Origin of the sequence: Kitasatospora sp. NPDC059747 (genome assembly GCF_042732955.1) — a bacterium.
In the GTDB taxonomy this organism is placed as follows: domain Bacteria; phylum Actinomycetota; class Actinomycetes; order Streptomycetales; family Streptomycetaceae; genus Kitasatospora.
In genome coordinates this window covers 9930-27688 of sequence record NZ_JBHWGV010000119.1, presented here as the reverse complement: position 1 = coordinate 27688, position 17759 = coordinate 9930, and the positions used below count along the sequence as shown (strand labels likewise).

At 72.0% G+C, this 17759-nt stretch carries 16 protein-coding genes; 1 reads left to right on the top strand and 15 read right to left on the bottom strand.

The window, feature by feature from the left end:
* Window positions 1-138: 138 nt before the first annotated feature.
* The 13 genes from metK to pyrR form a co-directional block, all read right to left on the bottom strand.
* Window positions 139-1347 (bottom strand): methionine adenosyltransferase, encoded by a 1209-nt coding sequence (gene metK / locus ACFV4G_RS35530; protein WP_380446313.1) that lies wholly within the window; start codon window positions 1345-1347, stop codon window positions 139-141.
* A 157-nt stretch (window positions 1348-1504) separates the two neighbouring features.
* Window positions 1505-2764, bottom strand: a complete 1260-nt coding sequence (coaBC, locus tag ACFV4G_RS35525; protein WP_380446312.1) for a bifunctional phosphopantothenoylcysteine decarboxylase/phosphopantothenate--cysteine ligase CoaBC — start codon at window positions 2762-2764, stop codon at window positions 1505-1507.
* A 149-nt stretch (window positions 2765-2913) separates the two neighbouring features.
* Window positions 2914-3180 (bottom strand): DNA-directed RNA polymerase subunit omega, encoded by a 267-nt coding sequence (gene rpoZ / locus ACFV4G_RS35520; protein ID WP_359967357.1) that lies wholly within the window; start codon window positions 3178-3180, stop codon window positions 2914-2916.
* A gap of 37 nt (window positions 3181-3217) precedes the next feature.
* Entirely contained in the window at window positions 3218-3775 is a 558-nt protein-coding gene (gmk, locus tag ACFV4G_RS35515) for a guanylate kinase (protein ID WP_380446311.1), read from the bottom strand.
* A gap of 49 nt (window positions 3776-3824) precedes the next feature.
* A complete protein-coding gene (gene mihF, locus ACFV4G_RS35510; protein WP_030056187.1) occupies window positions 3825-4151 on the bottom strand; it encodes an integration host factor, actinobacterial type in 327 nt (108 codons plus the stop codon).
* A gap of 376 nt (window positions 4152-4527) precedes the next feature.
* A complete protein-coding gene (gene pyrF / locus ACFV4G_RS35505) occupies window positions 4528-5361 on the bottom strand; it encodes an orotidine-5'-phosphate decarboxylase (protein ID WP_380446310.1) in 834 nt (277 codons plus the stop codon).
* A gap of 35 nt (window positions 5362-5396) precedes the next feature.
* A complete protein-coding gene (locus tag ACFV4G_RS35500) occupies window positions 5397-6500 on the bottom strand; it encodes a quinone-dependent dihydroorotate dehydrogenase (protein ID WP_380446309.1) in 1104 nt (367 codons plus the stop codon).
* A 112-nt stretch (window positions 6501-6612) separates the two neighbouring features.
* Window positions 6613-9921, bottom strand: coding sequence for a carbamoyl-phosphate synthase large subunit (gene carB / locus ACFV4G_RS35495; RefSeq protein ID WP_380446308.1), 3309 nt, complete (start codon window positions 9919-9921; stop codon window positions 6613-6615).
* Window positions 9914-11071, bottom strand: coding sequence for a glutamine-hydrolyzing carbamoyl-phosphate synthase small subunit (gene carA / locus ACFV4G_RS35490; RefSeq protein WP_380446307.1), 1158 nt, complete (start codon window positions 11069-11071; stop codon window positions 9914-9916). The genes carB and carA overlap by 8 nt, the downstream gene beginning before the upstream one ends.
* Complete coding sequence (locus ACFV4G_RS35485; RefSeq protein WP_380446306.1) at window positions 11068-11652, bottom strand: hypothetical protein; 585 nt, start codon at window positions 11650-11652, stop codon at window positions 11068-11070. The genes carA and ACFV4G_RS35485 overlap by 4 nt, the downstream gene beginning before the upstream one ends.
* Window positions 11649-12953 (bottom strand): dihydroorotase, encoded by a 1305-nt coding sequence (locus tag ACFV4G_RS35480; RefSeq protein ID WP_380446305.1) that lies wholly within the window; start codon window positions 12951-12953, stop codon window positions 11649-11651. The genes ACFV4G_RS35485 and ACFV4G_RS35480 overlap by 4 nt, the downstream gene beginning before the upstream one ends.
* On the bottom strand, window positions 12950-13939 hold the full coding sequence (locus ACFV4G_RS35475; RefSeq protein ID WP_380446304.1) for an aspartate carbamoyltransferase catalytic subunit: 990 nt from the start codon (window positions 13937-13939) through the stop codon (window positions 12950-12952). The genes ACFV4G_RS35480 and ACFV4G_RS35475 overlap by 4 nt, the downstream gene beginning before the upstream one ends.
* A gap of 5 nt (window positions 13940-13944) precedes the next feature.
* Window positions 13945-14556 (bottom strand): bifunctional pyr operon transcriptional regulator/uracil phosphoribosyltransferase PyrR, encoded by a 612-nt coding sequence (gene pyrR, locus ACFV4G_RS35470; protein ID WP_380446303.1) that lies wholly within the window; start codon window positions 14554-14556, stop codon window positions 13945-13947.
* A 328-nt stretch (window positions 14557-14884) separates the two neighbouring features.
* Here pyrR and ACFV4G_RS35465 point away from each other — a divergent pair, with 328 nt between their 5' ends.
* On the top strand, window positions 14885-15388 hold the full coding sequence (locus ACFV4G_RS35465) for a transcriptional regulator (RefSeq protein WP_031072501.1): 504 nt from the start codon (window positions 14885-14887) through the stop codon (window positions 15386-15388).
* Window positions 15389-15592: 204 nt separating this feature from the next.
* Here ACFV4G_RS35465 and ACFV4G_RS35460 read toward each other — a convergent pair whose 3' ends face one another.
* Window positions 15593-16510 carry a hypothetical protein gene (locus ACFV4G_RS35460; RefSeq protein WP_380446302.1) on the bottom strand — a complete coding sequence of 306 codons (918 nt, stop codon included), beginning with the start codon at window positions 16508-16510 and terminating at the stop codon, window positions 15593-15595.
* Window positions 16511-16732: 222 nt separating this feature from the next.
* A complete protein-coding gene (locus ACFV4G_RS35455; protein WP_380446301.1) occupies window positions 16733-17560 on the bottom strand; it encodes a thioesterase family protein in 828 nt (275 codons plus the stop codon).
* Between the last annotated feature and the right edge of the window lie 199 nt (window positions 17561-17759).

The window sequence follows — 17759 nt, the reverse complement described above, 5'->3', positions numbered from 1 at the left end:
CGCGGGCGCGCCCCCCCCGCGCCCCGGTGTTGCGATCCCCACCCCCCCCACCAACCCCCCCCCCCCCCCCCCCGCCGGCCCCGCCCCCGCCCCCCCCCGGGGGGGGGGGGGGCCCCCGCTTCCGGGAATCCGGACGGATCAGCCGGCGATGGCGGCCTTCAGCTGGTCCACGCGGTCGGTGCGCTCCCAGGTGAAGTCCGGCAGCTCACGGCCGAAGTGGCCGTACGCGGCGGTCTGCGAGTAGATCGGGCGCAGCAGGTCGAGGTCGCGGATGATCGCGGCGGGGCGCAGGTCGAAGACCTCGCTGACGGCCTTCTGGATGTCGAGGACCGGGACGGTCTCGGTGCCGAAGGTCTCGACGAACAGGCCGACCGGCTCGGCCTTGCCGATCGCGTAGGCGACCTGGACCTCGGCACGGCGGGCGAGGCCGGCGGCGACGATGTTCTTGGCGACCCAGCGCATCGCGTACGCGGCCGAGCGGTCCACCTTGGACGGGTCCTTGCCCGAGAAGGCGCCGCCGCCGTGGCGGGCCATGCCGCCGTACGTGTCGATGATGATCTTGCGGCCGGTCAGGCCGGCGTCGCCCATCGGGCCGCCGATCTCGAAGCGGCCGGTCGGGTTGACCAGCAGCCGGTAGCCGTCGGTCACGAGCTTGATGCCCTGCTCGGCGAGCGCCTTGAGCTCCGGCTCCACGACGAACTCGCGGATGTCCGGGGTGAGCAGCGACTCCAGGTCGATGTCCGAGGCGTGCTGCGTGGAGACGACCACGGTGTCGAGGCGGACGGCCTTGTCGCCGTCGTACTCGATGGTGACCTGGGTCTTGCCGTCGGGGCGCAGGTACGGGATGGTCCCGTTCTTGCGGACCTCGGTCAGGCGGCGCGACAGGCGGTGCGCCAGGGTGATCGGCAGCGGCATGAGCTCGGGGGTCTCGTCCGACGCGTAGCCGAACATCAGGCCCTGGTCGCCGGCACCCTGCTTGTCGAGGTCATCCTCATCGCCCTCGACCCGAGCCTCGTACGCGGTGTCGACGCCCTGCGCGATGTCGGGCGACTGAGCACCGATGGACACCGACACGCCGCAGGAGGCGCCGTCGAAGCCCTTCTTGGAGCTGTCGTAACCGATCTCCAGGATCTTGTCCCGGACGAGCTGGGCGATCGGCGCGTACGCCTTCGTCGTCACCTCGCCGGCCACGTGCACCTGGCCGGTGGTGATGAGCGTCTCCACGGCGACCCGGGAGGTCGGGTCCTCCCGCAGGAGAGCGTCGAGGATGGTGTCGCTGATCTGGTCAGCGATCTTGTCGGGGTGTCCCTCGGTCACGGACTCCGAGGTGAACAGGCGGCGAGACACAGCGCTCCCTGGGGTTGCAGCGGCTGCTGACTGAAGGCCCCCGGCGGACCGGGGACATCCGGAAAGACTTGATTCCTGGAGTCTAACGGTCAGGTTCCGTCGAACGTCACCCGCTTCCGGAAAACGAGACCGTTATCAAGTGGCTCTCCGACCGGACTCAAGCGCCTTCTGTCCGGTTGCCGACCGTTTCCAGCCGCTCCACTACCAAGTCCCAGACCACGTCCGCGAGCACCTCCTTGGGGCCCACCGGAACGGCCGTCTCACTGCCGTCGGAGCCCAGCACCACGGCCTCGTTGACGTCCGTCCCGAAGGCCTTGCCGTTGCCGACCTCGTTGACGACGAGCAGGTCGCAGCCCTTGCGGGCGAGCTTGGCGCGGCCGTACGCGAGCACGTCGTCGGTCTCCGCCGCGAAACCCACGACCAGTTGGCCCGAACGGGTCCGGTGGGCGGACAGCTCGGCCAGGACGTCCGGATTGCGGACCAGCGCGACCGGCGCCGGCTCGACCCCCTCGACCTTCTTGATCTTGCCGGTGACGTACTCGGCGGGCCGGAAGTCGGCCACCGCCGCGGCCATGACCACGGCGTCCGCGTCCTCCGCCGCCTTCAGCGCGGCCTCGCGCAGCTCCAGCGCGGTCGAGACGTGCACGACGTCCACCCCCGCCGGATCGGGCAGTTCCGCGTTGGCCGAGACCAGCGTCACCCGCGCCCCACGGGCCGCCGCCGTCACGGCCAGCGCGTAGCCCTGCTTGCCGGAGGAGCGGTTCCCGAGGTAGCGCACCGGGTCCAGCGGCTCCCGGGTGCCGCCGGCCGAGACCACCACGTGGCGCCCGGCAAGGTCGGTCGGCACGGCGCCGCCGCGGCGCAGCACGGCCCGGCAGGCCTCGAAGACCGCGGCCGGCTCGGGCAGCCGCCCCTTGCCGGTGTCCTTGCCGGTGAGCCGCCCGACGGCGGGCTCCAGCACGATGACGCCGCGGCGGCGCAGCGTGGCGACGTTCTCCCGGGTGGCCGGGTGCTCCCACATCTCGGTGTGCATGGCGGGCGCGATCACGACCGGACAGCGCGCGGTGAGCAGGGTGTTGGTGAGGAGGTCGTCGGCGAGGCCGTGGGCGGCCTTGGCGATCAGGTCCGCGGTGGCGGGGGCGACGACGACGAGGTCGGCCTGCTGGCCGATCCGCACGTGCGGCACCTCGTGGACGTTCTCCCAGGTCTCGGTGGCGGCCGGGCGGCCGGACAGGGCGGCCCAGGTGGCCTCGCCGACGAAGTGCAGCGCGGCGGCGGTGGGCACCACGGTGACCAGGTGGCCGGACTCGGTGAACCGGCGGAGCAGCTCACAGGCCTTGTAGGCCGCGATGCCGCCGCTGACGCCGAGGACGACGCGCGGGGCGTCCGCGCCGGTCCGGTCCGAAGTCGCGCTCATGATCCCGCTCTCCTCCACTCCAGGGACGTGCACACCCTACGGCCCCGCGACGATCACCCGCACCGTGGCCCCGTCCGCTGCACAACGCCGAAGGGCCCGGCGGAAACGATTCCGCCAGGCCCTTCCGGAGAGTTACGAGGTCGACCGGATCAGGCGCCCTCGACCGCCTCGGCGGTCAGCATGCCGGCGTTGATCTCGCGGAGCGCGATCGACAGCGGCTTCTCGTGCACGTGGGTGTCGACCAGCGGGCCGACGTACTCCAGCAGGCCCTCGCCGAGCTGGGAGTAGTACGCGTTGATCTGGCGCGCCCGCTTGGCGGCGTAGATCACCAGGCTGTACTTGGAGTCGGTGGCCTCAAGCAGCTCGTCGATCGGCGGGTTGATGATGCCCTCGGGCGCGGTCATGGAAGAGGACACGCGAAAACCTTCCGAAAGGGTGGAAAAGACAGACAGGTCAGCCTACACCGAGCAAGGCTAGCAGTTCGGCCGCTACCTGCTCGACGGAGGTGTTGACAAGAGTCGTGTCGAACTCCGGCTCCGCCGCCAGCTCGACCTTGGCGGCCTCCAGCCGCTTCTCGATGACGTCCTGCGGCTCGGTGCCCCGGCCGGTCAGCCGGCGGACCAGCTCGTCCCAGCTCGGCGGAGCCAGGAACACCAGCTGGGCCTCCGGCATCGACTCGCGCACCTGGCGGGCGCCCTGCAGGTCGATCTCCAGCAGGACAGGCTCGCCGCGCTCCAGCTTCTCCTGCACCGCCGCGCGCGGGGTGCCGTAGCGGTTGCCGGCGAAGACGGCCCACTCCAGGAGCTCGCCGTTGGCGATCAGCTTGTCGAACTCGTCGTTGTCGACGAAGTGGTACTGGACCCCATTCTGCTCGCCGGGCCTCGGGTGGCGGGTCGTCGCCGACACCGAGAGCCAGACCTCGGGGTGCTGCTTCCTCATATGAGCGACGACCGTGCTCTTGCCGACCCCCGAAGGGCCGGAGAGCACGGTCAGCCGCGGACGCTCACTCATGCACCGATTATCCCGGATCGCGGACGATCCCGGGACCACGGGGGCACGGTCAGGCGGCACCGCCGCCGAACTCCCGCTCCAGGGAGGCGATCTGGTTCGTGCCGAGACCGCGGACACGACGGCTCTCGCTGATGCCGAGGCGCTCCATGATCTGCTTGGCCCGGACCTTGCCGACGCCCGGGAGCGACTCCAGCAGGGCCGAGACCTTCATCTTGCCGATGACGTCGTTGTCGGCCTTGCCGGCCTTGATCACCTCGTGCAGGGAGGCGCCGGAGTGCTTGAGCCGGTTCTTGACCTCGGCGCGCTCCCGGCGAGCCTCGGCGGCCTTGGCGAGCGCGGCGGTGCGCTGTTCAGGGGTAAGGGGCGGAAGAGCCACGCCGTTCACCTCAGGGTGTGGAAGGAAGGGATTGAGCTATGACTGGTTTGGTTCTCCAGGACACCTCCGCAAGTGGAACCCCAGGGCCCTGACCTGCGGGAGCTACGAGAATCGCGGCTCTTCGATGACCTATCGCCGGACACTACCCGGATTGCGGCGCCGCGTCAGGAAAAGAACACGAAAAGTCCTGGTCAGCCAAGGCCGACCAGGACTTTCCGGGGCAAAATGACCGCGATTGCGAGACTTTGGCACCGCCGATGTGACGGCGCTCACGTCAAGCAGAGGCCCGGCGGAGCGGCACCGCCCGGTCCTGCGCACACTGCGCAGGGTCACCGGCCGGCTACCACCCGGCCCCCGGACGGCACTTCGCGCCGCGCTACTTCACGGCGTCCGCGTACTCCCCCACGAACCGCTCGGCCGCCTCGCGCAGCGCCGGCACCGACGGGCCGTGCTTGAGGACGTCCCGGCTGACGCTCGGCACGACGTTGCGCACCGAGGCGCCGAACACCCGCGGCAGGTCCGCCATCGTCGCGCCCTGGGCGCCGATGCCGGGGGCCAGCAGCGGGCCGTTGATCGCGAGGTCCACGCCCGCGTCGGCGAGCGTCGCGCCGACCACCGCGCCGAACGAGCCGAGCGGCTCGGCCCCCGCGTTCTCGGCCGCAAGCTGGCGCAGCACCGAGGCCGCGACCGGCTCGCCGCCGGCGCCGACGGCGCGCTGCACCTCGGCGCCCTCCGGGTTGGAGGTGAGCGCCAGCGCGAACGCCCCGCAGCCGTGCTCGCGCGCGAGGTCGAGCGCCGGGCGCAGCGAGCCGAAGCCGAGGTAGGGGCTGACGGTGAGGGCATCGGAGAACAGCGGGCTGCCGGGCGCGAGGAAGGCCTCGGCGTAGGCGGCCATGGTGGAGCCGATGTCGCCGCGCTTGGCGTCCATCAGGACCAGCGCACCGGCCGCGCGGGCCTCCTCGACGGTCCTCTCCAGCACCGCGACGCCCTTGCTGCCGAAGCGCTCGAAGAAGGCGGCCTGCGGCTTGAGCACGGCGACCCGGTCGGCCAGCGCCTCGACGACGGTGCGGCTGAAGGTCTCCAGGCCGGCGACGTCGTCGCCGAGTCCCCAGGCGGCGAGCAGGGAGGCGTGCGGGTCGATGCCGACGCAGAGCTGGCCACGGGTGTCCATGGCCTGGCGCAGCCGGGCGCCGAACGGGGCGAGGGTCATGTCGTCTCCGGGGTTTCCAGTGGCGGTACGGGGGGTCACGAGGGGCGCACGGCGCTGCCGACCGCCGCGGCCAGGTTGCGGAAGCCCGCCTCCCGGACGCGGGTGGAGAGGCCCTTGTGGATGCGGCGGCACCAGAACGGGCCCTCGTAGATGAAGGCGCTGTAGCCCTGGACGAGGTCGGCGCCGTGGATGATCCGCTGCCAGGCGTCCTCGGCGCTCTCCACGCCGCCGACCGACACGAGCGTCAGCCGGCCGCCGGTGCGGGCGCGCAGCCGCTGGAGGACCTCCAGGGCGCGGGCCTTGAGCGGGGCGCCGGACAGGCCGCCCATGCCGATCTCCTCGACCCGCGCGGCGTCGGCCCGCAGGCCCTCACGGCCGATCGTGGTGTTGGTGGCGATGATGCCGTCCAGGCCCAGCTCCAGGGCGAGGTCGGCGACGGCGTCGACGTCCTCGTCGGCGAGGTCCGGGGCGATCTTCACCAGCAGCGGCACGTGGTGCGCGGTGGTGCGGTCGGCGGCCTCGCGGACGGCGGAGAGCAGCGGGCGCAGGTGGTCGACGGCCTGCAGGTTGCGCAGTCCGGGGGTGTTGGGCGAGCTGACGTTGACGACCAGGTAGTCGGCGTAACGGGCCAGCCGCTCGGTCGACTTGACGTAGTCGGCGACGGCGTCGGCCTCCTCGACGACCTTGGTCTTGCCGATGTTGACGCCGATCACCGGGGTGGAGCTGGTGTGCGGGCGGGCGGCGAGGCGGGCGGCGACCCGGGCCGAGCCCTGGTTGTTGAAGCCCATCCGGTTGATCAGCGCGCGGTCCTCGACCAGGCGGAACAGCCGCGGCGCCGGGTTGCCGGGCTGGGCCTCGCCGGTGATGGTGCCGATCTCGACGTAGTCGAAGCCGAGCATCGCGAGGCCGTCGATGCCGACGCCGTTCTTGTCGAAGCCGGCCGCGAGCCCGAACGGGCCGGGCAGGTCGAGGCCGAGGGCGCGGGTGCGCAGCGCCCGGTCCTGCGGGGCGAGCAGCAGCCGGACGAGGGTGCGCAGGCCCGGCACGGAGGAGGCGAGGCGGATCCAGAAGAAGGCGAGGTGGTGGGCCTTCTCCGGGTCCATCTTCTTGAAGACGAGGTCGAACAGAAGCTTGTACAAGGGGGGTCAACTCCCGGAGCGAGCAGCGGTGTTCACAGCGCGGCAGGTCGAATCGCGGGCATGGAAGTGGGGGGCACCCGACTGGCTTCGGTGCCCCCCCACTGCGGTGGTGCTACTTGCGGCCGGCGTTGATCAGCTCGGCGTGCTCCTGGAGCGACATCACCCCGACCTCGTCGCGCAGCAGCCGGTCGATGCCCTGGACGGCCGCGCCCATCGCCTGGACGGTGGTCAGGCAGGGCACGGCGCGGGCCACGGCCGCGGTGCGGATCTCGTAGCCGTCCAGGCGCCCGCCGGTGCCGTACGGCGTGTTGATGATGAGGTCGACCTCGCCGTCGTGGATCAGCTGGACGATGGTCTTCTCGCCGTTCGGGCCCTCGCCCTCGCTGTGCTTGCGCACCAGCGTGGACGGGATGCCGCCGCGCTGGAGCACCTCGGCGGTGCCGGCCGTGGCGAGCACCTCGAAGCCGAGGCTGACCAGGGCGCGCGCCGGGAAGACGAGGTTGCGCTTGTCGCGGTTGGCGACGGAGACGAAGACCTTGCCCTTGGTCGGCAGCGCGCCGTAGGCGCCGGCCTGGGCCTTGGCGTAGGCCGTGCCGAAGACCTTGTCGATGCCCATGACCTCACCGGTCGAGCGCATCTCCGGGCCGAGGACGGTGTCGACCCCGCGGCCGTGGACGTCGCGGAAGCGGCTCCACGGCATCACGGCCTCCTTGACCGCGATCGGCGCGTCGGCGGGCAGCGTGCCGCCGTCGCCCTCGGCCGGGAGCATGCCCTCGGCGCGCAGCTCGGCGATGGTGGCGCCGAGCGAGACCCGGGCGGCCGCCTTGGCCAGCGGCACCGCGGTGGCCTTGGAGGTGAACGGGACGGTCCGGGAGGCGCGCGGGTTGGCCTCCAGGACGTAGAGGATGTCGCCGGCCATCGCGAACTGGATGTTGATCAGGCCGCGGACGCCGACGCCGCGCGCGATGGCCTCGGTGGAGGTGCGCAGGCGCTTGATGTCGTAGCCGCCGAGGGTGATCGGGGGCAGCGCGCAGGCGGAGTCGCCGGAGTGGATGCCGGCCTCCTCGATGTGCTCCATGACGCCGCCGAGGTAGAGCTCGGTGCCGTCGTAGAGCGCGTCGACGTCGATCTCCACCGCGTCGTCGAGGAAGCGGTCGATGAGCACCGGGTGCTCGGAGATCAGGCCGGCGTGCCGCTCCAGGTAGGAGGCGAGGGAGGCCTCGTCGTAGACGATCTCCATGCCGCGGCCGCCGAGCACGTAGGACGGGCGGGCGAGCACCGGGTAGCCGATCTCGTCGGCGATCGCCTTGGCCTCCTCGAAGGAGAAGGCGGTGCCGTGCTTGGGCGCCGGCAGGCCGGCGTCGCGCAGGACGCGGCCGAAGGCGCCGCGCTCCTCGGCGAGGTCGATCGCCTCGGGCTGGGTGCCGACGATCGGCACGCCGTTGTCCTTGAGCGCCTGGGCGAGGCCGAGCGGGGTCTGGCCGCCGAGCTGGACGATGACGCCCGCGAGCGGACCGGCCTGCTGCTCGGCGTGGACGATCTCCAGGACGTCCTCCAGGGTGAGCGGCTCGAAGTAGAGCCGGTCGGAGGTGTCGTAGTCGGTGGAGACGGTCTCCGGGTTGCAGTTGACCATGACGGTCTCGTACCCGGCCTCGGCCAGCGCGAAGGAGGCGTGGACGCAGGAGTAGTCGAACTCGATGCCCTGGCCGATGCGGTTCGGGCCGGAACCGAGGATGATCACCGCGGGCTTGGTGCGCGGGGCGACCTCGTTCTCCTCGTCGTAGGACGAGTAGAAGTACGGGGTCTTGGCGGCGAACTCGGCGGCGCAGGTGTCGACGGTCTTGAACACCGGGCGGATGCCGAGCGCGTGGCGCACCTCGCGGACGACGTCCGGCTTCAGGCCGCGGATCTCGCCGATCTGCTGGTCGGAGAAGCCGTGCCGCTTGGCGTGGCGCAGCAGGTCCGGGGTGAGCTCGGCGGCGTCGGCGAGCTCGCCGGCGATCTCGTCGAGCAGGAAGAGCTGGTCGACGAACCACGGGTCGATCTTGGTGGCCTCGAACACCTCCTCCGCGGTGGCGCCGGCCCGGATGGCGTCCATCACGGTGTTGATCCGGCCGTCGGTCGGCACGACCGCCTTGGCCAGCAACTCGGCCTTGTCGCCCACAGGGCCGGTCCAGCTGAACTGGGAGCCCTTCTTCTCCAGCGAGCGCAGCGCCTTCTGCAGCGCCTCGGGGAAGTTGCGGCCGAGGGCCATGGCCTCGCCGACGGACTTCATGGTCGTGGTGAGGGTGGCGTCGGCGCTCGGGAACTTCTCGAACGCGAAGCGCGGCACCTTGACGACGACGTAGTCGAGGGTCGGCTCGAAGGAGGCCGGGGTCTCCTCGGTGATGTCGTTGGGGATCTCGTCGAGCGTGTAGCCGACGGCCAGCTTGGCGGCGATCTTGGCGATCGGGAAGCCGGTGGCCTTGGAGGCGAGCGCCGAGGAGCGCGACACGCGCGGGTTCATCTCGATGACGATGACCCGGCCGTCCTCGGGGTTGACCGCGAACTGGATGTTGCAGCCGCCGGTGTCGACGCCGACCTCGCGGATGACGGCGATGCCGATGTCGCGCAGGATCTGGTACTCGCGGTCGGTGAGCGTCATCGACGGGGCGACGGTGATCGAGTCACCGGTGTGCACGCCCATCGGGTCGAAGTTCTCGATGGAGCAGACGACCACGACGTTGTCGTTCTTGTCGCGCATCAGCTCCAGCTCGTACTCCTTCCAGCCGAGGATGGACTCCTCCAGGAGCACCTCGGTGGTCGGCGAGAGGGTCAGGCCCTGGCCGGCGATGCGGCGCAGGTCCTCCTCGTTGTGGGCGAAGCCGGAGCCGGCGCCGCCCATGGTGAAGGAGGGGCGCACGACGACGGGGTAGCCGCCGAGGGTGTCGACGCCGGCCAGCACCTCGTCCATGGTGTGGCAGATGACCGAGCGGGCGGACTCGCCGTAACCGATCTTGGCGTTGACGGCCTCGACGACGCCCTTGAAGAGCTCGCGGTCCTCGCCCTTGTGGATCGACTCGACCTTGGCGCCGATCAGCTCGACGTTGTACTTGGCGAGCACGCCGTTGGCGTCCAGCGAGATCGCCGTGTTGAGCGCGGTCTGGCCGCCCAGGGTCGGCAGCAGCGCGTCGGGGCGCTCCTTGGCGATGATCTTCTCGACGAACTCCGGGGTGATCGGCTCGACGTAGGTGGCGTCGGCGATCTCCGGGTCGGTCATGATCGTGGCCGGGTTGGAGTTGACCAGCACGACCCGCAGGCCCTCGGCCTTGAGGACCCGGCAGGCCTGCGTGCCCGAGTAGTCGAACTCGGCGGCCTGGCCGATCACGATCGGGCCGGACCCGATCACCAGGACGGACTTGATGTCAGTGCGCTTAGGCACGCTGGCCCTCCATGAGCTTCACGAAGCGGTCGAACAGGTAGGCGGCGTCGTGCGGGCCGGCGGCCGCTTCGGGGTGGTACTGCACGCTGAAGGCGGGCACGTCGAGCGCCTGCAGGCCCTCGACCACGTCGTCGTTGAGGCAGACGTGGGAGACCTCGACCCGCCCGTAGGGGGTGTCGCTCACCTTGTCCAGCGGCGCGTTCACGGCGAAGCCGTGGTTGTGGGCGGTCACCTCGACCTTGCCGGTGGTGCGGTCCTGCACCGGCTGGTTGATGCCGCGGTGGCCGTACTTGAGCTTGTAGGTGCCGAAGCCGAGGGCGCGGCCCAGGATCTGGTTGCCGAAGCAGATCCCGAAGAACGGGGTCTTCCGCTCCAGCACGCCCTGCGCCACGGCGACCTGCTGGTCGGCGGTGGCCGGGTCGCCCGGGCCGTTGGAGAAGAAGACGCCGTCCGGGTTGACGGCGTAGACGTCCTCCAGGGAGGCGTCGGCCGGCAGCACGTGGACCTCGATGCCGCGCTCGGCCATCCGCTGCGGGGTCATCGCCTTGATGCCGAGGTCCAGCGCGGCGACGGTGAACCTCTTCTCACCGATGGCCGGGACGATGTACGGCTCGGTGGTGGCCACCTCGGCGCACAGGTCGGCGCCCTTCATCTCGGGCGACTGCTGCACCCGGGCGAGCAGGGCGGCCGGGTCGGCGAGCGCCGGGCCGGAGAAGATGCCGCAGCGCATGGCGCCGCGGTCGCGCAGGTGCCGGGTGAGCGCGCGGGTGTCGATGCCGCTGATGCCGACGACGCCCTGGCGTACGAGCTCGTCGTCCAGCGAGCGGCGCGAGCGCCAGTTGGAGGCGACCCGGGCGGGGTCGCGCACGACGTACCCGGCGACCCAGATCCGCTTGGACTCGTCGTCCTCGTCGTTCCAGCCGGTGTTGCCGATCTGCGGGGCCGTCATCACGACCACCTGGCGGTGGTACGACGGGTCGGTGAGGGTCTCCTGGTAGCCGGACATGCCGGTGTTGAAGACCGCCTCGCCGAAGGTCTCGCCGACGGCGCCGTAGGCCTGGCCGCGGAAGGTCCGGCCGTCCTCCAGGACGAGCACGGCCGGGACGCGTTCCCGCCGTTGGCGCTGCGTGGTGGGGGCAGGTGCGGTCATTGCGCGGCCTCTTCCGTCTTCGTCTTCGTACGTGTTGCGAGGTGAGCGACCGCCTCGACCCAGGCGGCGTGCTCGTCGGGGTGGTCGGCCCGGAAGCCGGAGTCCAGCTCGGTGCCCTCGTGCGTCCAGGTGACGACGAGGATCCCGGCCGGGACGACCTTGCCGGCGATTCCGGAGTCCGTGCGGGCACCGGTCAGGTGCCCGGCCGGGATCCAGAGGTCGACGTCGCCGGGGCGGCGCACCAGCAGGCCGTCCTCGCCGAGGATGAGGTCGGCGCGGCTGCGGTTGCCCAGGCCGTGTGCGACGACCCGGTCGAGCCAGTTCCCGGCGGTGGTGGTGCCGTGGTACCGGCCGCTGGTCTCCAGGATGGTCCGGCCGGCGCCGGCCGGCACGGCGGGCAGCGGCGGGATGCCGGACTGCAGCGTGCGCCGCCAGTTCCAGCCCTGGCGCATCAGCCAGTAGACGAGCCCGATCACGATCAGCAGGCCGACGGCCCAGCCGATGTACCCGGGCCAGTCGTGGACCTTGGCCTGTTCCTGGGCCAGCGGGGTGAACGGGGCGGGCGTGCGGTGGAAACTCACGCGTCGACGCCCTGCTCGACGAGCTCCCCGGCCAGGACGGTCGCCCGGCCGCGCAGGAAGGTGGCGTGCACCCGTCCGGGCAGGTCGAGGCCCTTGTAGGGGGTGTTGCGGCTGCGGGTGGCGAAGCTGTCCGGGTTCACGGCACCACGGTACGCGGGATCGAACAGCACCAGGTTGGCCGGCTCACCGACCGAGACGGGCCGGCCGTGCCCGGCGAGACGGCCGATCCGGGCCGGGCGGTGCGACATGCGGTCGGCGACGCCCGCCCAGTTCAGCAGGCCGGTGTCGACCATGGTCTGCTGCACGACCGACAGCGCGGTCTCCAGGCCGACCATGCCCATCGCGGCGACGGCCCACTCGCAGTCCTTGTCCTCGGCCGGGTGCGGCGCGTGGTCGGTGGCGACGGCGTCGATGGTGCCGTCGGCCAGCGCCTTGCGCAGCGCCTGGACGTCCGCGGCGGTGCGCAGCGGCGGGTTCACCTTGTAGACCGGGTCGTACGAGCGGACCAGCTCGTCGGTGAGCAGCAGGTGGTGCGGGGTGACCTCGGCGGTGACGTCCCAGCCCTTGGCCTTGGCCCAGCGGATGATCTCGACCGAGCCGGCCGTGGAGACGTGGCAGACGTGCAGCCGGGAGCCGACGTGCGCGGCGAGCAGCACGTCGCGGGCGATGATCGACTCCTCGGCGACGGCCGGCCAGCCGCCGAGCCCGAGCTCGCCGGAGACCTGGCCCTCGTTCATCTGCGCGCCCTCGGTGAGCCGCGGCTCCTGGGCGTGCTGGGCGACGACGCCGTCGAAGGCCTTGACGTACTCCAGCGCGCGGCGCATCAGCACGGCGTCGTCGACGCACTTGCCGTCGTCGGAGAAGACCCGGACGCCGGCGGCGGACTCGTGCATGGCGCCGAGCTCGGCGAGCTTCTTGCCCTCCAGGCCGACGGTGACGGCGCCGACCGGCTGCACGTCGCAGTAGCCGGCCTCCTGGCCGAGCCGCCAGACCTGCTCGACGACGCCGGCGGTGTCGGCCACCGGGGTGGTGTTGGCCATCGCGTGCACGGCGGTGAAGCCGCCCATCGCGGCGGCCTGGGTGCCGGTGAGGACGGTCTCGGCGTCCTCGCGGCCGGGCTCGCGCAGGTGGGTGTGCAGGTCGACCAGGCCGGGCAGCACGATCAGGCCGGTGGCGTCGATCTCGATGTCGGCCTCGACGGCCAGGCCGGTGCCGATCGCCTTGATCACGCCGTCGGCGAGGTGGAGGTCCTGCGGGGCGCCGCCGGCGATCTGGGCGTTGCGGATCAGGTAGGTGGTCACTTGGCGGTCTCCACGGATTCGGTGCGGGCGGCGTCGTTCGGGCCGTCGGCGAAGACGGCCCCGCCGAGGAGCAGGTACAGCACGGCCATGCGGACCGACACGCCGTTGGCGACCTGCTCGACCGCGGTGCAGCGCGGCGAGTCGGCGACCTCGGCGGTGATCTCCATGCCGCGGACCATCGGGCCGGGGTGCATGACGATCGCGTGCTCGGGCAGCTGGGTCATCCGCGGGCCGTTCATGCCGTAGCGGCGGCTGTACTCCCGCTCGGTCGGGAAGAACGCGGCGTTCATCCGCTCGCGCTGCACCCGGAGCATCATCAGCGCGTCCGTCTTGGGGAGCACGCTCTCCAGGTCGTAGCTGATCTCGCAGGGCCAGTTCTCGATGCCGATGGGCAGCAGCGTCGGCGGGGCGACGAAGGTGACCTGGGCGCCGAGGGTGGTCAGCAGGTGGACGTTGGAGCGGGCGACCCGGCTGTGCAGGACGTCGCCGACGATCGTCACCCGGCGCCCTGCGAGGTCCTTGCCACTGCCCGGGTTGAGGTGGCGGCGCATGGTGAAGGCGTCGAGCAGCGCCTGGGTGGGGTGCTCGTGGGTGCCGTCACCGGCGTTGATGACACTGCCGTGCAGCCAGTCGGACTGCGCCAGGCGGGCCGGCGCGCCGGAGGCGTGGTGGCGGATGACGACCGCGTCGGCACCCATGGCCTGCAGGGTCAGCGCGGTGTCCTTGAGGCTCTCGCCCTTGGAGACGGACGAGCCCTTGGCGGAGAAGTTGATGACGTCCGCCGAGAGGCGCTTCTCGGCGACCTCGAAGGAGGTCTTGGTGCGGGTCGAGTCCTCGAAGAAGAGGTTGACGACGGTCCGGCCGCGCAGCGTGGGCAGCTTCTTCACGGCCCGCCCGGAGAGCTGGGCCAGCTCCTCGGCGGTGTCCAGGATCAGCAGCGCGTCGTCGCGGGTGAGATCGGCGGCGGAGACGAGGTGGCGCATCACGCGGGCTACTCCGGAAGGTGCGGTTCGGTCAGGGCCTGCGACGAGCGCTGGTTGTGGTCGCGGTCGCCGACCAGAACGGCGTCCACGCCGTCGGTGTCGGCCAGGCGCACCTGCACGGCCTCGCGCAGCGAGGTGGGCAGGTTCTTGCCCACGTAGTCGGCGCGGATCGGCAGCTCGCGGTGGCCCCGGTCGACCAGGACGGCCAGCTGGACGGCGCGCGGGCGGCCGATGTCGCCGAGCGCGTCGAGCGCGGCGCGGATGGTGCGGCCGGAGAACAGCACGTCGTCGACGAGGATCACGAGCTTGCCGTCGATGCCGCTGGCCGGGATCTCGGTGTGCTCCAGGGCGCGGGCGGGCTTGAGCCGCAGGTCGTCCCGGTACATCGTGATGTCCAGGGTGCCGAGCGGGATCTCGCGGCCGGTGATCTGGGCCAGCCGGTCGCGCAGGCGGCGGGCGAGGTGGACGCCGCGGGTGTGGATGCCGAGCAGCACGACGTCCTCCGCGCCCTTGGCGCGCTCGACGATCTCGTGCGCTATCCGGGTGACGACCCGGGCGATGTCCGCGCCGTCCAGCACCTGGTGCGGTGCTCGGGGTGACGGATCCTGGTGTGTGGTCATGCCGAAGCGGACCTCCTTCCCCGCCTCACTGGACGGGCCTTAAAGGATGTCTGGGATGGCCCCCGCCGACCGGGCGCGGGCTTCGGCAATCCTATCAGCGCGCAAGCGGGCAAACGGACCTGCACCATTCCGCTTCACCGGGTTAACGCGCCCGACGCACCCCGGACGCAGGCCATTCGCACGACTGCCCCATTCGGCTTGACGCAACACCTTACTCTACGTAACCTCACAGTGAGTTACGAGACGGACGTCGAACCCACCGGTAACGGCGTCGGCAATCGCCCGTGACCCACCACTGAACGCGAAGCAATCTCGTCCGGGGAGATCAATGTCCAGCGACTACGCGAAGCAGCTCGGAGGCAAACTCCGAGCGATCCGCACTCAGCAGGGTCTCTCCCTGCACGGTGTCGAGGAGAAGTCCCAGGGGCGCTGGAAGGCAGTCGTCGTCGGTTCGTACGAGCGCGGCGACCGTGCGGTCACCGTGCAGCGGCTGGCCGAGCTGGCGGAGTTCTACGGCGTCCCGGTCCAGGAGCTGCTGCCCGGCGGCACCCCGGGCGGCGCGGCCGAGCCGCCGCCGCGCCTGGTGCTCGACCTGGAGAGACTGACCCAGGTCCCGTCCGAGAAGGCCGGCCCGCTGCAGCGCTACGCGGCGACCATCCAGAGCCAGCGCGGCGACTACAACGGCAAGGTGCTGTCGATCCGCCAGGACGACCTGCGCACCCTGGCCGTCATCTACGACCAGTCGCCGTCGATCCTCACCGAGCAGCTGATCTCGTGGGGCGTGCTCAACCCCGACGCGCGCCGCGCGGTGCGCGAGGAGGAGGCGAGCTGACGCTCCCCGCACCGGCTCCCGCCAGCGGAAACGAGGCTCGTCCCGCCCTTTCGGGCAAGCAGAAACGTCACGGCGCGGCACCCCGGAACCCGGGGGCCGCGCCGTGGTGTTTCCAGCAGCGGTGGTTCCAGCAGCCGGGGCCGGCGCTTCTCCCGTGCCTTCCCGGTGCCTTCCCCTGTGTCTCCCCGGCGCCTCGGCAGTGCCTCAGCAGACCGTGCCCAGGCTGTACCCGGGCTGCGCGGCCACCCCGTCCAGCCGCACCGGCCGGGCCGCCGGGGCCCAGTCCGGCCCGCCGCTCGACCAGGCCCACGCGGCCGGCCGGTACTCCCCGCAGGCCGCCGCCGACCCCTGCGAGCCGTGCAGCACGGCCACGCCCGGCAGCTCCAGGGCCAGCCCGGCGCACAGCACCGCGCAGACCAGCTCCAGGTCCTCGTCGTTGATCCGCACGACGCCGTCCTCCCACTGGAGGACGCGCGCCGCGGCGCTCAGCCTCCCGCCCGGCGCGTCCACCCGCACTCGCAGCTCGTACACCCCGGCGCCCGCGCCGACCAGCATCCGGCGCAGCACCTCGGAGCCGCGCTGGTGGGCGGTGCGCACCCAGCGGCCGTGGTCCTCGTCCGCCTCGCCGGTGGCGCCGTAGAGCCCGCCGTCGAGGATCAGGTCGGCGTGGCGGAGCGTCAGTCCGTTCTCCCGGGCGCGGACCAGGCGCGGCACGAAGTCCCCGGCGAGCTCCTCGCCCTGGTAGGCGAGCAGTTGGGTCTGCAGCGCGGGGTTGAGCAGGTAGCGGTCGCGGGCGGCCGGCTCGGCCGGGTCCAGCCCGTGCAGGACGCAGAACTCGGCGAAGTCCTGCGGGTGGAACATCCGCGCCCGGACGGTGTCGAAGCGCCGCAGCGCCTCGGCGAGCAGGTCGGCCGTGTCGGCCAGGTAGCGCTCGTAGTCGGGGGCGTCGGTCACCCGCCAGGCGCGGGCCCGTTCGAAGTCCGCGGCGCTGGTCAGCACACCGATGACGAAGGCCTGGTCGGCCCCCTCCCCGTCGCTCCGCCGGTGCGGGGCACGGGCGTTCGGGCGGAAGCCGCCGGCGGTGCAGTCGGAGATGCGGCGAGCGCGGCCTTTTCGACTCATGCTCCCACCTCGCTGCGCTCGGCAGGGGCATTCGCCCACACGCGCCTCCCAATGGCTCGCTCGCTACGCTCGCTCACGTGTGGCTCCCGGCTCAGTAGGGTCACGGTCGGCGGCGGGGGCCGCCGCTGACCGTGTTACTCCCCAGTCCCGAGCGCCGCACACGTACGGCGTGTCACAGGAATGTAACCACCGGTAATGCGCCGGTTCTCGCGTCGTCGGGCCTCACGCCGGGCGCGGCACCCGGGCGAGCTGGCGGGACTGCGCGACCAGACGGCCGGCCTCGTCCCAGACCTCGGCGTCCTCCTCGAAGTAGCCGCCGGCCAGGTTGCGGGTGGTGTGGGTGACCCGCAGCCAGCCGGGCACCGGCCTGGCCCGCAGGTGGACGGTCAGCTCGACGGTCGGCGCCCAGCCCGGCATCCCCAGGTCGAAGGTGACCGGCGGCAGCGCGTCGGCGACCAGCAGGAGCAGCAGCGGGTCGGGCTCGCGGCCGTCGGCGAGCCGGAACCAGCCCTGGATCCGCCCGGTGCCGGACGGCTGTCCGAGCGCCCAGCCGATCGTGGCCGGGTCGAGCCGCAGGTCGAAGCGCTCCAGCAGGGCGGCCTGGGCGATGAGTTCCTTGGGCGCGTGTTCGACGCCGACACACTGGTCCGGCGGCGGCAGCTGCGGCGGCTGCGCGCTGGTGCGCACCTCGCCGACGGCCGTCGAGAGGTCCCCGTGGCTGGCGACGACGCGCAGCCGTTCGACGCCGTCCTGGCTGAGCGAGGCGGTGCCGGTGGACAGGCCGCGGCCGGAGCGCAGCACCTCGGTGCGGACGGTGGCCGGGCCCGGCACCGAGGCGGACAGGTAGTAACCGCTGATCGACACCGGGTCGGGGTGGTCGCCGTGCTCCAGCGACAGCGCGTGTCCGGCGACGGCGAGCAGCAGCCCGCCGTTGACGCCGCCGCCGATCTGCCAGCCCGCGCCGAGCTCGCCGTCGTAACGGCCGGGCTCCTCGGGGTGTCTGCTCAGCGCGATGCCCTGGTCGAACTCGCTGCGGATCGCCGTGGTCATGGGGGTGGCCTGCCCTTCACTGCGGACGTGCGTGGGGATACCTGGGGATCTCTCATGGTGCGACCGATAAGTTACCGGCCAGTAGGATCCCAACATACGCCACCCGGGTGAAACGCGCGACGGGCGCGCCGCCCCCGCGTGGGCGCGCGGCGGCGGGGGGGCGCGGGGGCCCGCGCGGCCCAGCGCGCCGGTGTCGGCC

Coding starts and splice junctions, on each gene's coding strand:
- ACFV4G_RS35460 (WP_380446302.1), bottom strand. CDS start 16,510: ATGAGTCGAAAAGGCCGCGCTCGCCGCATCTCCGACTGCACCGCCGGC.
- pyrF (WP_380446310.1), bottom strand. CDS start 5,361: ATGACCCTCGCCCCGTTCGGCGCCCGGCTGCGCCAGGCCATGGACACC.
- gmk (WP_380446311.1), bottom strand. CDS start 3,775: ATGAGTGAGCGTCCGCGGCTGACCGTGCTCTCCGGCCCTTCGGGGGTC.
- ACFV4G_RS35465 (WP_031072501.1), top strand. CDS start 14,885: ATGTCCAGCGACTACGCGAAGCAGCTCGGAGGCAAACTCCGAGCGATC.
- ACFV4G_RS35455 (WP_380446301.1), bottom strand. CDS start 17,560: ATGACCACGGCGATCCGCAGCGAGTTCGACCAGGGCATCGCGCTGAGC.
- coaBC (WP_380446312.1), bottom strand. CDS start 2,764: ATGAGCGCGACTTCGGACCGGACCGGCGCGGACGCCCCGCGCGTCGTC.
- pyrR (WP_380446303.1), bottom strand. CDS start 14,556: ATGACCACACACCAGGATCCGTCACCCCGAGCACCGCACCAGGTGCTG.
- carA (WP_380446307.1), bottom strand. CDS start 11,071: ATGACCGCACCTGCCCCCACCACGCAGCGCCAACGGCGGGAACGCGTC.